The sequence below is a fragment of the Arthrobacter sp. BC5 genome (genome assembly GCF_056680255.1).
In genome coordinates this window covers 1,500,189-1,514,721 of record NZ_CM155273.1, presented here as the reverse complement: position 1 = coordinate 1,514,721, position 14,533 = coordinate 1,500,189, and the positions used below count along the sequence as shown (strand labels likewise).

Sequence of the window (14,533 nt, the reverse complement as noted above, 5' to 3'; positions counted from 1 at the left end):
TCAGCCTCCCTGGCCTGATCGGTTCGCCGTGGCGAGCAGCCACAGCAGGAACGGCGCGCCGAGCGCGCCGGTCACCACTCCGACGGGCAGCGACGTCCCGGGGATGAGGTTCGCGGCGACGAAATCCGCCCCGAGGACGATTCCGGCACCCACGAGGGCGGCCATCACCAGCGATGGACGGTTGCCGAGCAGGCGCCGCGCTATCGGCCCGGACAGGAAGGCGATCGCTGCGATGGGCCCGGCCGCCGCGGTGGCGACGGCGGCGAGGGCCACGGCACTGGACATGAGGCCCAGCCGCGCCGCCTCGACGCGGACGCCGAGGCCGGCGGCGGCGTCGTCTCCGAGTTCGAGTCCCTGCAGGCTGCGGGAGAGGATCGCGGCGGCGGGCAGCAGGACGACGAGGGAGGCGACCAGCACCGTGACGCGATCCCAGGTGCTCGAGTTCAGCGACCCGTTGAGCCACAGCAGCGCTTCGCTCGCCGTGCGGAGGTCCGCGCGGGTGATGAGGAAGCTCACGAGTGCGTGCATCACCGCCGCGAAGCCGATGCCGACGAGGATCAGCCGGTATCCCGAGACTCCCCCGCGGCGCGAGATGAGGTAGATCGCCGCAGCGACCACCATGGCCCCGATCAGCGCGGAGAAGGACACGGCGGCGCCGGCGGCGCCGAAGAGGACGATCGCCGTCACCGCCGAGGCGCTCGCCCCGTAGCTGATGCCGATGATGTCAGGGCTCGCGAGGGGGTTCCGCAGCATGGTCTGGAAGACGGACCCGGCGATGCCGAAGGCGATGCCGACCAGGAGCCCGATCACGGCCCGCGGCAGCTTGTTCTCCATCACGATGAAGCTGGCGCCCGGGATGTCGGCGCCTCCGAGGATGCGGAAGAAGTCCGGGATGGTCACGGTGTAGGTGCCGAGCAGGATGTTCACGGCGAACAGCACGACGACGGCGCCGCCTGCCGCTGCCATGCGCGCGCCGGTGCTCCGGCGGCGCTGGGCGCGTGCGGCGGCGAGGCCTGCTGCGGGACGTGCCGCATCCCGCGGAAGCGCGACGGGAGCGGGATCGAGCGATGTGCTCACAGGTGCGCCATCCTGCGCCGGCGCACGAGCCAGACGAAGAAGGGAGCGCCCACGACCGCCGTCATGATGCCGACCTGCACCTCGCCCGGCGGCAGGACCACCCGGCCGATGATGTCCGCCCCGAGCAGCAGAACCGGCCCGAGGAGGGCCGAGAACGGCAGGATCCAGCGGTAGTCGGCACCGACGAGGAGGCGCACCATGTGCGGGATGACGAGCCCCACGAAGGCGATCGGCCCGGCTGCTGCGACGGCTGCACCGCACAGGACGACCACGCCCAGGGCGGTGATGCCTCGGGCCAGGTTCACATTCTGGCCGAGGCCGCGGGCGACGTCGTCGCCCAGGGCGAGGCTGTTGAGGACCTTGCCCGTGGGGAGGGTGAGCACGAGGCCTGCCAGGAGGAAGGGGGCTACGGTGCCGATGACCTCCCAGCCCCGGCCGGAGAGCGTTCCGACCTGCCAGAAACGGAAGGCGTCGAGGGTTTCCTGGCTGGACACGAGGACGGCGTTGGTGAGGCTCCCGAGGCCCGCGGCAAGGGCCGCACCGGCCAGCGCGAGCTTGACCGGTGTCGCGCCCTCCCGTCCGAGGCTCGCGACGGCGTAGACCGCGAGCGCTGCCGCACCCGCACCCGCGAAGGCGAACCAGATGTAGCCGGCCGCGGTGGAGAGTCCGAAGACGTAGATGCCGAGGACCACGGCGAGGGAGGCTCCGGCGTTGATGCCCAGGATCCCCGGATCTGCCAGCGGGTTCCGCGCGATCCCCTGCAGGGCGGCCCCCGCCGTTGCCAGCGCCGCCCCGACCAGCAGCCCGATCACCGTCCGCGGTACGCGTGAGAGGACGACGGCGTGGTCGCCGTCCGAGGGATCGAAGGCCGTCACGGCGTCGATCACGGTGGCGAGGCCGACCGAGCGGGCACCGATGGCGAGCGACGCGAAGCAGAACACCAGGAGGACGAGGGCGGCCAGGACGAGCTTGGCGAGGGTGCGGGATACCGGTACCCGGCGGCGTACGACCGGGCCCGACATCCTGCCCTGAGCAGGTCGCATCACGGAGGCCTGGACTGCCATGGTGCCTCCCTCGGACGGTCGATCGGTCTGAGGTAAGGGTAGCCTGTGCTACTCACAATTAAGAAACGTCTTTGTTCCCTAATGCCTGTGCGTGAGTGGCCTGGCGCAGGTCGGCAGCTGCAGCCCTCCCGGCTACTCCGCGGCCGGCGGCGTCCCGTTCCCGAAAGGGCGTCCACCGAGGGATTCCCGCCCGTGCGGGGTCGTCCAGCCCGCGAGGTCCGGCCCCTTGGGGACGATCCCGGTGGGATTGATGTCCTCGTGCACGATGTAGTAGTGCTGCTTGATCTGCTCGAAGTCGATCGTGTCGCCGAACCCCGGCGTCTGGAACAGATCGCGGGCATAGCCCCACAGGGCGGGCATCTCCGTCAGTTTGTTCCGGTTGCACTTGAAGTGGCCGTGGTAGACGGGGTCGAACCGGACGAGCGTGGTGAACAGCCGGACATCCGCCTCGGTGATGGTGTCCCCCACGAGGAACCGCTGTGAGGTCAGGCGTTCCTCGAGCCAGTCCAACGCCGCGAAGAGGCGGTCGTAGGCGGCCTCGTACGCTTCCTGCGAGCCTGCGAAACCGCACCGGTACACGCCGTTGTTCACCTCGGTGAAGACGCGCTTGTTGACGGTGTCGATCTCCTCCCGGAGCGCCTCGGGGTACAGGTCGGGGGCGCCCGCGCGATGGAAGTCCTTCCACTCGCTGGAGAAGTCGAGCGTGATCTGGGGGAAGTTGTTCGTCACCACGGCGCCGGTGGTGGTGTCCACGATCGCCGGTACGGTGATGCCCCGGGAGTAGTGGGGGTCCCGCTTGAAGAAGGCCTCCTGAAGCCGCTCGATGCCGAGCACGGGATCCCTGCCGTCCGGATCGAGATCGAAGGTCCAGGACCGGCTGTCGTGCGTGGGGCCGGGGGTGCCGAGCGAGATCGCGTCCTCCAGCCCGAGGAGGCGTCGCACGATGATGGTGCGGTTGGCCCAGGGACAGGCCCGCGCGGCGATCAGGCGGTAGCGGCCCGCCTCGACCGGATAGCCGTCGGTGCCGTCGCGCGTGATCCTCGTCTCGATGTACTGCGTGTCCCGCGTGAATTCCTCACCGGAAGTCACGTAGGCCCCCTTGGTGCTGTGCCCTGACGTGTCGGACTGCTGTGGATCGGTCATGCTGCCAGTCTAGGACGCCGGACATGCAGGAGGCCCGGCCGTTGACACGACCGGGCCTCCTGGTACAGGGTTCGTCCGGCTCAGCTCCGGTCGGCCTGCCGCCCGTACTTCTCGCGGAGTTCGCGCCCCTCGTTGACGAGCTTGAGGTGCTTCTCGTGCTTCTTCTCGGCGGCCTTGGTGTCGCGCGGTGGCAGCTGGATGGTCTCCTCCGCCTCGATACCGCCCTGGAGCTCGCGTCCACGCTCCATCTCGGCGTCGAACTCCACACCGAACAGGAGGGAGAGGTTCGCGAGCCAGATCCACAGGAGCAGGACGATCACGCCGGCGATGGCTCCGTAGGTCTTGTCGTAGCTGCCGAAGTTGGCGACGTAGAGCGAGAACGCAGCGGTGGTGATCGCGAGGACGACCAGGGCGATGAGGCCGCCCAGGCTCATCCAGCGGAACTTGGGCTGCTTGATGTTGGGAGCGCCGTAGTAGAGCACGGCGATCATGAGCACCGCGAAGAACACGATGACGGGCCACTTGGCGATGTTCCAGATGGTGAGGGCCGTCCCGCCCAGGCCGATCGTGTTCCCGACCGCCTCTGCCACGGGCCCTGAGAGGACGAGCATGAGGCCCATGATGACGATCAGGACGAGCACGACGACGGTGATGAGGAGCATCTGCGGGCGGAGCTTGAAGAACCCGCGGCCCTCCTCGACCTCGTAGACCCGGTTCATCGCCCGGGAGAAGGCATTGACGAACCCCGATGCCGACCAGATGGCGCCGAGGAGGCCGATCACGAACGTGAGTCCGGCGGCCTGGTTCGATGCGAGGTTCTCGATGGTCGGCCTGATCGTGTCGACCGCATCCTTCGGCGCGAACTGTCCGATGATCTCCATGACCTGGTTCGTGGTGGCCTGCGCCTGCCCGAACAGTCCGAGGAGGGACAGCAAGGCCAGGATGCCCGGGAAGATCGCGAGGACCGCGTAATACGTCAGTGCGGCGGCCAGGTCGGTGCACTGATCCTTGCCGAACTCGTTGAGCGCGCGTTTGAACACGTACTTCCAGGCCGGCTTCTTGACGTCCTTCGGGTCATCCGGCTTCCGCGGATCGTTCGGATCGGGCGCCGTCTGCGCCTTCTTCGCCGTGTCACTTCGCGGCTCGCTGCTTACCCTGCTGTTGTTGCTCACGGATACCTCCCGCTGTTGCCATGGAACAGGCGTCGTGCCCGCTGCCGCCTGTACGTCTTCTTCAACTGCACCATAAGCTTACTTAGTAGTCCAGTCTCGATCAGGACGCACGCGTGTCCGGCACAACCAGCAGACCCAGGAGTAGAACCATGCGCATAGCAGTCATCGGTGCCACGGGAAACGTCGGCACGGCGGTCCTCTCCCGGTTGCAGCGGGCCGCCCGTGACCGGGAGGCGATACAGCACTCGGGCTACGACACGTCGGGTGACACGGAAGGCATCTCCATCACCGCGGTCGCCCGCACGGTGCCGGACACCTCTCGGGCCCCCTATGACGGCGTCGACTGGCACGCCATCGACATCGGCACCGACGAGGGCCGGGACGCCCTCACGCTCGCCCTGGCCGGGACCGACGCCGTCGTGCACCTCGCGTGGGCGATCCAGCCGAACCGCGACGAGGCAGCCATGCACCGGACCAACGTGACCGGCACGGCCAACGCCCTGCAGGCGGCGGGGGCGACCGGAGTCCGCCAGTTCGTCTGCGCATCCTCCGTCGGCGCCTATTCACCGTCGGACAAGGACACCCGCAGGGACGAGTCCTGGCCCACCGGCGGCGTCCAGTCCTCCCACTACAGCCGGCACAAGGCCGAGCAGGAGCGGCTGCTGGACGCGTTCGAGCGGGACCACCCCGAGATCCCGGTAGCGCGGCTTCGACCCGGACTGATCTTCCAGGAGCGCGCCGGCAGTGAAGTGGGCCGCTACTTCCTGGGGCCCCTCGTGCCGAAGATCCTGGTGGGCGGGCTGCCGCTGCCCCTGATCCCGATCCCGAAGGCCTTCGTCTTCCAGGCCGTGCACGCGGAGGACGTCGCGGACGCCTACTGGCGTGTCGTGGCCCGCCGCGCCTCCGGCGCCTTCAACATCGCTGCCGAGCCCGAACTCACCCCGGAGCGCGTCGCCGACCTGCTGGGCGCGCGCCGCGTGCTGGGGTTCCCCGTGCGCCTGCTGCGGTGGCTCGTCGGCGCGAGCTGGGCACTGGGCCTGCAGCGGACCGATCCCGGCTGGATCGACATGGCCGCGCAGAGCCCGGTCATGGACACCTCCAAGGCGTGGAACGAGCTGGGGTGGGAGGCGAGGCACTCGTCACGCGAGGCCATGGCGGAGGTGCTGGCCGGTCTGCGCAAGGGCACAGGCCACGGCGGCTCACCCAAGCTGTTCCCGCGCTCGGGAGGGTAGGTCCGCGTCGGGTCAGGGAGCCGGGACCCGGGAGGCTTCCTCCGCATCGACCAGCGCAATGCCCGGAGGCAGCTGGTTCGGAGCTCCCGGCAGGCTGACGGTGAACTCCGCCCCGCCCTCCGCGACGTTCCGCACGGTGATGGACCCGCCGTGGCCCTCGACGATACGGCGGCAGATGGCGAGCCCCAGCCCGGTACCCGTGGCCTGGCCCAGACCGTTCTCGGAGCGGTGGAATTCCTCGAAGACACGCTCGAGGTCCTTCGCCGGGATACCGATGCCGTTGTCACGCACCCGGACCAGGGTCCTGCCCGTGGACTCCTCCACCGACGTCGTCACGGCCACCTCCCCCGTACCGTCGGTCTTCCCGTACTTCATGGCGTTGCCCACGAGGTTCTCCATGAGCTGCAGGAACAGGCGTTCGTCGGCGTAGACCGGGTGGGGCGCGCAGACCTCGAAGTGGACTGCGGGAAGCTGCATCCCGGGCAGCGCCGTCCGCAGGTCGATGATGCCCTCCACGATCCGGCCGACGTCGACCCTCGAGGCCGTCAGCCGCTCCTCCTTGGCCAGGCTGTAGGCCAGGAGGTTGCGGATCAGGGTCCGCATGCGCAGGCTCGCCTGCTGGAGCCGCTCGATGCTCGCCTGCCGCTCGGCGACCGGGAGATCCGGGTCCTCGAGGAGTTCGAGCCAGCCGTCGAACACCGTGAGCGGCGTCAGGAGGTCGTGCGCGACGACGGCTGCGAAGCGGCCGAGGTCGCGCTGGTACAGGCGCTCGTCGGTCACGTTCCGCATGACCACCACCGCACCACGCTCACCGGGCAGGGGGATGGCGTCGACGGACAGATGGATGACCTCGCCCGACAGGTGCCTGAGGTCGACGTCCATCCTCTCGGTGACCTCCCCCTGCAGGGCGAGCGTCAGCGGGTTGTCCGCCTCGGCCAAGGGTTCGCCGGTCGGCGTCGTGACCTCGTAGTCCCGTCGCCACACCTCGCCGGGGCGGGCCGTGCCCTGACCCAGCCACCGCTCGCTCGTCTCGTTCTGGAAGATCAGGCGCCGGTCCGGACCGGCGACCAGGACGCCGTCGTTCATCTTGCCGATCACGAGGTCCCGGAGGTCCGCTGCTGCCTTCGCCTCCTCGTTGGCGCGGTAGAGGCTGTCGATCAGGCGGCGCCGCTCGTCCATGCTGAGGGCGAGAACCGCCGAGAGCGAGAACGCGATGAACATGAAGGACTGCGCCACGTACGCCGCGACGTTCTCACCGAGATCCTGGAACGGCCCCAGGCCGGCGAGGGTGAAGAAGAGGAGGAACGCGCCGCTCACCAGCCCGTGCAGCATGGCCCAGCCCGCCCGGAGCCGGAGGCCCGCCCACATATGGGCGGGAATCGTCGTGTAGGCGACCGGCAGTGCCGCGGCGGCACCGAACGTGCCGACGTAGAGGATGACGGAGACCAGGGTCAGGAGCGCATACTCGGCGCGCCGTGCCACGCTCAGGGGCGGCCGGAACTCGCCTTTCGCGCGGGCCACGATGCCCGAAGCAATGACGATGCCGAGCGATCCGAGTGCCGCCAGGGACACCGCGTGGCGGACCAGCCAGGGGATGAAGGCCGAGAACGGCTCGGCGGAGCCGTCGATCGCGCTGCCCGTGACGATGAACAGCGCCCCCACCGAACACGCTCCGAGGGCCACCCCACCGAGCAGGAGGTAGTCCCCCACGGTCCGCACGGTCAGGGCCGGGACGAGCCGCCGGAAGAAGTACACGGCGACGGATGTCTGGACGACGCTGCCCACGGCCACCGCCAGGCCGAGCGTCAGGCTGAGGCCGGTGACGACGTTGACCACGGCCAGGATGGGCAGCGCGGCTGCGAGGGCGACGGCGACATCCCGCCTGGACCGCGAGGCCCACAGTCCCCACAGGAAATGGATGCCGGCAGCGGGCCACACCAGTGCCAGGCCTGAGGCTTCGAGGTTCGTATTGCGTCCGAAGATGGCGGCCAGGGCCAGCAGCACGGCGAAGAGGACGTGCATCGACGCAGGGGACAGCGATGCCAGCCTCCCCATGACTGCCTGCATCCGCCCCTCGCCCATGCCACTACCTGTTCAGAGAATTCATGTCCTACCGCGGCCGGACCAGGACCGGCGGGGCGTAGCCGGAAATGGCCACCGTGGCACACAGCTTACTTGCTACCGCACCTTCGCGTGTTCCGCCGGCGGGATCGCCCGCGCGAGCGGTCCGTGCCGTGCGCCGGACGGCGCGGCCGGTCCCCGGTCCTGCTCCGGGGACGGAACGGGCGGAGCTCCCGGGGGTGACCCCGCCCGTGTCCCGGCGTCGGTCCTAGCCGAGGGTGGCCGTGTCGATCACGAAGCGGTAGCGCACGTCGGAGGACAGCACGCGCTCATAGGCCTCGTTGACGGCATCGGCGGAGATGACCTCGATCTCGGGTGCGATCCCGTGCTCGGCGCAGAAGTCCAGCATCTCCTGCGTCTCGCGGATGCTGCCGATACCGGATCCGGCGAAGGAACGCCGCTGGTTGAACAGCGTGAAGACGTGCAGCGGCAGGGGATCGGCAGGAGCACCCACGTTGACCATGGTCCCGTCGAGTCCCAGGAGGGAGAGGTACGCGTCCAGGTCGATCTTCGCACTCACCGTGTTGATGATGAGGTCGAAGGTGTTGGCGAGCTGCTTGAACGTGTCGGGGTCGCTCGTGGCGTGGTAGTGCTCGGCCCCGAAGCGCGTGCCGTCGTCCTGCTTGCTGAGCGTCTGGGACAGGACGGTGACCTCGGCGCCCATGGCGTGGGCGATCTTCACCGCCATGTGGCCGAGGCCGCCGAGTCCGACGACCGCGACCTTCTTCCCCGGTCCCGCGTTCCAGTGCGCGAGGGGCGAGTAGGTGGTGATGCCCGCGCAGAGCAGTGGGGCCGCGGCCTCGTAGGGGATGCTCTCGGGGACGGACAGCACGAAGTCCTCGACGACGACGATGTGGGTCGAGTACCCGCCCTGGGTGATCGATCCGTCGCGGTCCACCCCCGCGTAGGTACCGGTGTTGCCGTTCAGACAGTACTGTTCCTCGCCCTGCCTGCAGTTGGCGCACTCGCGGCACGAGTCGACCATGCAGCCGACACCGACGCGGTCGCCGACCTTGTGGAGCGTGACCTCGCTCCCGGTCTCCTCGACGACGCCGACGATCTCGTGGCCTACCGTCAGCGGGTACTGCTGCGGCCCCCACTCCCCGCGGACGGTATGGATGTCGGAGTGGCAGATGCCGGCGTACGCGATCTTGATCAGCACGTCCTTCGATCCGACGTCACGCCGCTCGATGGTCGTGGGGACGAGCGCGTCCGTGGCGGACGGGGCTGCATAGGCCTTGACGGTCTTCATGGGGTTCCTCCTGGAGGATCGGGGGCCGGCGGGCGGGATCGCACGCCGTGGTCTTGGTGGGGGCAGTGCTTCCCTGCGGGGTCTTCGACCCGGTGGTCCGCGGGTGCAGGTCATGGGCGGTCCGATGCACGTGACGGTCCCCGTGCGGCTCAGCGCTTCCGCCCGAGCTCCAGCCAGTTCCGGGCCTCGGGCACCGATCCGAAGAACCTCGTGGGGTAGGGCGGCTTGTGGAGCTGCTTGTAGTAGGTGGCGACCAGGCGGTCCCCCTCCGCTCCGACGATCGCGAGCGCCGCCACGCTCAGCCGCCGCGCGAAGACGTCCAGCGCTTCGGACGCCAGCGAGACCATGTTGTTGTTGAGCGCGAGCATGGGCGGACACGTCGAAGGGTTCAGGACGGCGGCAGTCTCGACGAGCGACGTGGCCACCGCGGTGGTCACGCTGGCACCTGGATCCCACTCCACCGTCAAGATGCCGTCCTCCATCCAGGCCCTGAAGGGCAGCGGCTCCTCCGGCTTCCTGCTGGTGGTCTCGCCCGCATCGGACCGGCCCGTCAGCCACGCGATCGCATCGGCCTCGTCGGTGAAGTAGCGGCTCGGCGTCACGGAGCGGTAGTTGAAGGCCGTCAGCACCTTCCCGACCTCGTCGACGCCCACCACTGCGGTCCGCAGTGAGCACGTGTCCTCGATGAGCAGCTGCCGGGCGTCCGGGGTGATGGCGTCGACCAGGCCGATGTTCACCAGCAGCGGCCGCCTGCCCGCCGTCGACGCAGCCATCACCGCCGCCGTCGTCGAGCGCACATCGGACCCGCCGATCGTGACTCCCGCTGTCCATCGCAGGCGCAGGAAGGCGCCGTCGTCGGTCAGTGTGTAGCGAGGCTGCTCCCCGACGTCCCCGGCCATGCGCATCCATTCGTGTCGAAGCTGAAGTCCGATCCTAGGCGCAGGACCGTCCCGGCGACAGCTTCGATGATTCCGGCAGCTCCGCCGGGCCGCCTCATTGTCGCTCCGGCGGCATCCGGTGGAGGATGGGACCGACCACCCCTGCCGGATCCAAGGAGCTACGCATGGACTACACGTTCGATGTCCTCGTCATCGGAGGTGGACCCGCCGGAATGGCGGCCGCCACGCGCGCCGCCGAACTTGGGGCACGCACCGCCGTCGTGGAGCGCTCGGCACTCGGGGGCACCTGCGTGAACTCGGGCTGCGTCCCCACCCGCGTCCTCGCGAAGACCGCCCGCCTGTTCCGGGAGGTCCGGACCGCGTACGACTACGGGATCGTGGTGGACGAGCCGTCCGTCGACTGGGACAAGACCGTGCAGAGGGTGCACGCCACCGTAGCGCGGGTCCTCGACGCCAAGGGCTACGGCCCCACGATGGAGCGACTGGGCATCGAACTGATCGAGGGCGACGCCGAACTCACGGGCGAGCACGGCGTCCTGGTCGACGGGCGCGAGGTCACTGCAGGCTCGATCATCCTGTGCATCGGGGGAAGCGGCCGGCGCCTGCCGATCGAGGGGGCCGAGCACGCCGTGCTGCCCCATGAAGTGCTGAGCCTCGCGAGCCTGCCGGGCACGGTGGCGATCATCGGAGGCGGTCACACGGGCGCCCAGATGACCACCATCTTCGACGCGCTGGGATCGGAGGTCCTCCTGCTCGACGTCGCTCCGCGCATCCTGATGACCGAGGACGAGGACGTCGCCGCGGCGGTCACCGCGAGTTTCACCGGCAAGGGCATCCAGGTGGAGACCGGCATCGGCGGTATCGACAGGATCCGGGCGGAGGGCGAAGGCCTCACCCTCACCTGGCAGCGGGACGGCGAGCCCGCGTCCAGGTCCGTCGACGCCGTCGTCATGGCGGCGGGCTGGCCCGCGAACCTCGCCGGACTGGGCCTCGAGGCGGCCGGCATCAGGACCGCCCGCTCCTTCATCCCCGTGGACGAGTACCTGCGCTCCAACGTCCCGCACGTCTACGTGGCGGGCGACGCCAACGGCAGCAGCATGCTGGTCCAGGCGGCCGTCTTCGAGGGCGAGACCGCGGCCGAGAACGCCGTGCTCGGCGCCACCCGCACCACTCCGCACCACCTCCTGCCCGAAGGCGGCTTCACCGACCCGGACTACGCGGGCGTCGGGCTCACCGAGGCGACGGCGCGGGAGCGCGACGTCGAGTGCCACGCGGTGACGGTGCCCTACGCCGTCGTCGAGCGGCCGATCATCGACGACCGCGAACAGGGCTTCCTCAAGCTCGTGGTCGACCGGAGGCGCGAACTGATCCTCGGCGCGCACGCGGTCGGCGAGAACGCGGTCGAGGTCATCACCGCCGTCGCCTCGGCCATGGCAGGGGGCACGGACCTCGCGACCCTCGCCCGCGTCAAGTTCGCCTATCCCACCTACAGCGCGGTCATCGGGCACGCGGCCCGGGCTGCCCTGCGCTCATAGGGCGCAGCGCCGGGACGGCATACCCCTCCCGGCGGTAGTGCCGACGCCTAGCTGCGGAGCAGCACCAGTTCCTCCAGCGGGAGGCGTGTGCGCGGCGCGGTCTCCCGCTCCGCCAGGGCCTCGGGCAGCCTGTCCGCCTCGGCGACGGTGCCCACCGCCGTGACCGTCATGGGCACCATGTTCTCCGGGAGGTCGAACGCCGCGACGATCTTCTCCCACTCGACACCTGCCATCTGGTGGGTGGCCAGGCCTTCGGCTTCCGCCTGGACCGTCAGGTGGGCCACGGCCTGCCCGAGGTCGTACTCCGCATAGGGACGCAGGTCCCCCTCGACGGTGGAGGTCTCGGCGATCGCGACGATCAGGGCCGAGGCCGTGTGGGCCCATGCGGCGTTGAATCCCACGAGGGCCGAGACGATCGTGTCGAACGGGTGCGTTCCCCGCCGGGCGACGATGAACCGGCGGGGCTGGTTGTTGCTCGCCGACGGCGCCCAGCGTGCTGCCTCGAGCAGTGCATCGAGCTGGGCATCCGCGATGGTCGCCTCGGGATCGAAGGACCGCGGGCTCCAGCGCCTGGCCAGTTCGCTGATGATGGGGACGCTGGTCTCGGCGGTGCGGAGAGTCGTCGTGGCAGGGCTGAGCGGCATGGAGTACTCCTGGGCTTGATCCGTCTGTCGGCGCACCATCGAGCCTCGTGGGCGACAACAACGAACCCCCCATCGCCATTCCGGCTGCCGGTCTAGCCTCGGGGTACCGGTGCCGCAGCGGAAGGAAGCCGGCCCGGCATGCGCGCCAGGGTGCGGTACTGCGGATTCCGGTCCAGGAACGTGTGGGCCGCCGCACATGCCGGCACCACGGTGAGTCGCCGCTTGTGGGCGTTCAGCATCGCCCTGCGCATCAGTACCGGCTCGAGGCCACGCCCCTCGAATCCGGGCAGCTCGACAAGCGCTCGCAGGGTGAGGTGACCGGCCAGCATGGAGTACTTGATGTACGCCGCCAGGGCACCGTCGAGGTACAGCTCGAAGCGTGAGTTGTAGGACGAGTCCTTGAAGACGTCCCGGACGCCGGCACCCCCACGGGCGGCTGACCGGCGTGCACGGTGCTCGATCTCGGCGACGGCGGCGCTGTAGCGATCCAAGGCGTGCATCGGTGGGTGGTCGGAGTCCAGGAGGCGGAACATCCTGTTCGCCATGACCCGGAGATCGGCCAGCGAGACGGAGGCCGTGTCGGCGGCGTCGATGGCGGACGCCATCCACTGTGCGTCGCGCTCCCGCTTGGTGGGAGGCGCGTCGGTGGGCGTGTCGTGGTCCGTTTCGGCACCGGCGACGAGCCGGTCCGCGGGAGGTGATGCGGGATGGCCTCCGATCGGGCCGGCGGGATCGGTCAGGAGTTCTGTCATGGGGAGTCCGATGATGGTCAGGAACCGAAGCCTGCTACTAGACCGTGGTTCGAGGAACACTAGCCGGTGCCACCCCCAAAAAATCCGAAGGGCATCCAGCGCGCCCACCAGGACCCGGAGGCACCTCACGGTCCTGGTGGCACGGACCGGACCCTTCCCGGAAATCGAACATGTGTTCTATCGTGGGAGGGAGTGATCAGCAGGCAGACCGAAGGACGAGCGGGCATGACAGCACAGGCCATCCACGCAGGCAGCGGAGAAGAGCGGGCTCTCGACGAGCCCGCCGCGGTCCGCTTCACACCGACCGGCGCGCCACTCGCCCTTCGGTGGCGGGGCACCATCTGGCAGGCCGTCGGGGATCCCCACCGGTGGTCCACGGCGACAGGTCGGCTCCCGGATGGGACCGGAGCGCAGGCGCGGGGTACGACGTCGTCCGCCTGGCGCTTCACGGCGCAGACCGGGCCCGCTTCCCCCGTCCTGGAGTTTGGGATCGCCTTCGACGCGCGGCGGGACGAATGGCGGCTGCTCAGCGTGGGCGGCGCCCCCGGCTGAGGCTCGTGGCAGCCGGCGGACCCGCGTCAGCGGCCGGCAATGCCTGCAGGGGCACCTGTGCGTGCGTCGCGACGGCGCCAGTACGCAGCCAACGCCGCCCCGGACACGTTGTGCCACACCGAGAAGATCGCGCCAGGCAGCGCGGCCTCCGGCGTCAGGTAGGTCCGTGCGAGGCCGGCAGCGAGGCCGGAGTTCTGCATGCCCACCTCGACCGCCGTCGTCCTCCTCGCGGCGGTGGGCAGGCCGAACAGGCGCGCAGCGCCGTAGCCCAGTGCGTAGCCCAGGCCGTTGTGCAGGATCACGGCGGCGAAGACCAGCAGCCCGGCGGAGAAGATGATGCCGGCACTGCCCGAGACCACCGCGATCACGACGACGGTGATGGCCCCAACCGAGATCCACGGCAGTGCCGGGAGGAGCCGCTCGACCACGCGGGGAAGGAAGTACCGCACGGCCAGTCCGATGATGACCGGGATCAGCACGATCTGGAGTATCGACAGGCCGATGGCGGTCGCGTCGACGGGCATGTACTGCCCCGCGAGCCACAGTGTGAGCACCGGCGTCAGGATCGGAGCCAGGATCGTGGACACCGAGGTCATCGCCACGGACAGGGCGACGTCCCCCCGGGCGAGGTAGGACACGACGTTCGACGCGGTCCCTCCGGGGCAGCACCCGACCAGGATGACCCCGGCCGCGAGCGCCGGGGGAAGCCCGAGTGCCATCGAGACGCCCCAGCCCAGCAGCGGCATGACGGCGAACTGCGCCACCACCCCGATCACCACCGGAATAGGCCTCTTCCCGATCAGGGCGAAGTCCGCCGGCCTGAGCGTCAGGCCCATCCCGAACATGATGACCCCGAGCAGCGGATTGATCAGTGGGGCCAGCCCGGTGAAGGTGCCCGGCGTGAGGACCGCGACCAGCCCGCCGGCCAGGATCAGGAGCGGGAACAGTGTCACCGCGACCCTCGCACTGCGTTCTTCCGCGGCCTGGGGTTCGAACGTCTCTTTGCTCATCATTAACGGAATACCACGTGTCACCCCGTGTGACCCACTGCTAAAGTTGCTCTCACCCGAAAGCAAGGGTACTGATCTCC

At 69.5% G+C, this 14,533-nt stretch carries 13 protein-coding genes; 3 read left to right on the top strand and 10 right to left on the bottom strand.

The features are described from left to right. The 4 genes from AC1MFI_RS06985 to AC1MFI_RS06970 all read right to left on the bottom strand — a co-directional run bounded on the left by AC1MFI_RS06985 (nt 1) and on the right by AC1MFI_RS06970 (nt 4,456). Complete coding sequence (locus AC1MFI_RS06985; RefSeq protein ID WP_479820817.1) at nt 1–966, bottom strand: FecCD family ABC transporter permease; 966 nt, start codon at nt 964–966, stop codon at nt 1–3. Nucleotides 967–1,073: 107 nt separating this feature from the next. Further along, nucleotides 1,074–2,120: a FecCD family ABC transporter permease gene (locus AC1MFI_RS06980; protein WP_479820815.1), complete on the bottom strand. Its 1,047-nt coding sequence runs from the start codon at nt 2,118–2,120 to the stop codon at nt 1,074–1,076. 153 nt (nt 2,121–2,273) lie between these two features. Continuing rightward, on the bottom strand, nt 2,274–3,284 hold the full coding sequence (locus tag AC1MFI_RS06975) for a glutathione S-transferase family protein (protein WP_479820386.1): 1,011 nt from the start codon (nt 3,282–3,284) through the stop codon (nt 2,274–2,276). Nucleotides 3,285–3,364: 80 nt separating this feature from the next. Continuing rightward, the gene (locus AC1MFI_RS06970) at nt 3,365–4,456 is read right to left on the bottom strand and encodes a YihY/virulence factor BrkB family protein (protein WP_479820385.1); all 1,092 of its coding nucleotides are present in this window, start codon (nt 4,454–4,456) and stop codon (nt 3,365–3,367) included. 149 nt (nt 4,457–4,605) lie between these two features. Here AC1MFI_RS06970 and AC1MFI_RS06965 point away from each other — a divergent pair, with 149 nt between their 5' ends. Continuing rightward, nucleotides 4,606–5,688 (top strand): NAD-dependent epimerase/dehydratase family protein, encoded by a 1,083-nt coding sequence (locus AC1MFI_RS06965; RefSeq protein WP_479820384.1) that lies wholly within the window; start codon nt 4,606–4,608, stop codon nt 5,686–5,688. Between the two features lie 12 nt (nt 5,689–5,700). On the opposite strand, the gene AC1MFI_RS06960 is transcribed toward AC1MFI_RS06965, so the two are convergent. The 3 genes from AC1MFI_RS06960 to AC1MFI_RS06950 form a co-directional block, all read right to left on the bottom strand. Then, entirely contained in the window at nt 5,701–7,770 is a 2,070-nt protein-coding gene (locus AC1MFI_RS06960; protein WP_479820383.1) for an ATP-binding protein, read from the bottom strand. 247 nt (nt 7,771–8,017) lie between these two features. Continuing rightward, a complete protein-coding gene (locus tag AC1MFI_RS06955; protein ID WP_479820382.1) occupies nt 8,018–9,061 on the bottom strand; it encodes an NAD(P)-dependent alcohol dehydrogenase in 1,044 nt (347 codons plus the stop codon). Nucleotides 9,062–9,210: 149 nt separating this feature from the next. Further along, nucleotides 9,211–9,960, bottom strand: a complete 750-nt coding sequence (locus AC1MFI_RS06950) for a DUF7793 family protein (protein WP_479820381.1) — start codon at nt 9,958–9,960, stop codon at nt 9,211–9,213. A 164-nt stretch (nt 9,961–10,124) separates the two neighbouring features. Here AC1MFI_RS06950 and AC1MFI_RS06945 point away from each other — a divergent pair, with 164 nt between their 5' ends. After that, a complete protein-coding gene (locus AC1MFI_RS06945) occupies nt 10,125–11,495 on the top strand; it encodes a dihydrolipoyl dehydrogenase family protein (RefSeq protein ID WP_479820380.1) in 1,371 nt (456 codons plus the stop codon). A gap of 47 nt (nt 11,496–11,542) precedes the next feature. On the opposite strand, the gene AC1MFI_RS06940 is transcribed toward AC1MFI_RS06945, so the two are convergent. Beyond that, nucleotides 11,543–12,139, bottom strand: coding sequence for a nitroreductase family protein (locus tag AC1MFI_RS06940; protein ID WP_479820379.1), 597 nt, complete (start codon nt 12,137–12,139; stop codon nt 11,543–11,545). A 92-nt stretch (nt 12,140–12,231) separates the two neighbouring features. Beyond that, a complete protein-coding gene (locus AC1MFI_RS06935) occupies nt 12,232–12,891 on the bottom strand; it encodes a GNAT family N-acetyltransferase (protein WP_479820378.1) in 660 nt (219 codons plus the stop codon). A gap of 225 nt (nt 12,892–13,116) precedes the next feature. On the opposite strand from AC1MFI_RS06935, the gene AC1MFI_RS06930 reads away from it, so the two are divergent. After that, entirely contained in the window at nt 13,117–13,443 is a 327-nt protein-coding gene (locus tag AC1MFI_RS06930) for a hypothetical protein (RefSeq protein WP_479820377.1), read from the top strand. A 26-nt stretch (nt 13,444–13,469) separates the two neighbouring features. Here the strand turns inward: AC1MFI_RS06930 and AC1MFI_RS06925 are convergent, their stop codons facing one another. Next, nucleotides 13,470–14,453 (bottom strand): bile acid:sodium symporter family protein, encoded by a 984-nt coding sequence (locus tag AC1MFI_RS06925; RefSeq protein ID WP_479820814.1) that lies wholly within the window; start codon nt 14,451–14,453, stop codon nt 13,470–13,472. Nucleotides 14,454–14,533 lie beyond the last annotated feature (80 nt).

What these genes read in the sequence shown, in the direction of transcription:
- AC1MFI_RS06985 (WP_479820817.1), bottom strand. Translation starts at nt 966, where the DNA reads ATGGCAGCGGCAGGCGGCGCCGTCGTCGTGCTGTTCGCCGTGAACATC.
- AC1MFI_RS06980 (WP_479820815.1), bottom strand. Translation starts at nt 2,120, where the DNA reads ATGCGACCTGCTCAGGGCAGGATGTCGGGCCCGGTCGTACGCCGCCGG.
- AC1MFI_RS06975 (WP_479820386.1), bottom strand. Translation starts at nt 3,284, where the DNA reads ATGACCGATCCACAGCAGTCCGACACGTCAGGGCACAGCACCAAGGGG.
- AC1MFI_RS06965 (WP_479820384.1), top strand. Translation starts at nt 4,606, where the DNA reads ATGCGCATAGCAGTCATCGGTGCCACGGGAAACGTCGGCACGGCGGTC.
- AC1MFI_RS06960 (WP_479820383.1), bottom strand. Translation starts at nt 7,770, where the DNA reads ATGGGCGAGGGGCGGATGCAGGCAGTCATGGGGAGGCTGGCATCGCTG.
- AC1MFI_RS06955 (WP_479820382.1), bottom strand. Translation starts at nt 9,061, where the DNA reads ATGAAGACCGTCAAGGCCTATGCAGCCCCGTCCGCCACGGACGCGCTC.
- AC1MFI_RS06950 (WP_479820381.1), bottom strand. Translation starts at nt 9,960, where the DNA reads ATGGCCGGGGACGTCGGGGAGCAGCCTCGCTACACACTGACCGACGAC.
- AC1MFI_RS06945 (WP_479820380.1), top strand. Translation starts at nt 10,125, where the DNA reads ATGGACTACACGTTCGATGTCCTCGTCATCGGAGGTGGACCCGCCGGA.
- AC1MFI_RS06940 (WP_479820379.1), bottom strand. Translation starts at nt 12,139, where the DNA reads ATGCCGCTCAGCCCTGCCACGACGACTCTCCGCACCGCCGAGACCAGC.
- AC1MFI_RS06935 (WP_479820378.1), bottom strand. Translation starts at nt 12,891, where the DNA reads ATGACAGAACTCCTGACCGATCCCGCCGGCCCGATCGGAGGCCATCCC.
- AC1MFI_RS06930 (WP_479820377.1), top strand. Translation starts at nt 13,117, where the DNA reads ATGACAGCACAGGCCATCCACGCAGGCAGCGGAGAAGAGCGGGCTCTC.
- AC1MFI_RS06925 (WP_479820814.1), bottom strand. Translation starts at nt 14,453, where the DNA reads ATGAGCAAAGAGACGTTCGAACCCCAGGCCGCGGAAGAACGCAGTGCG.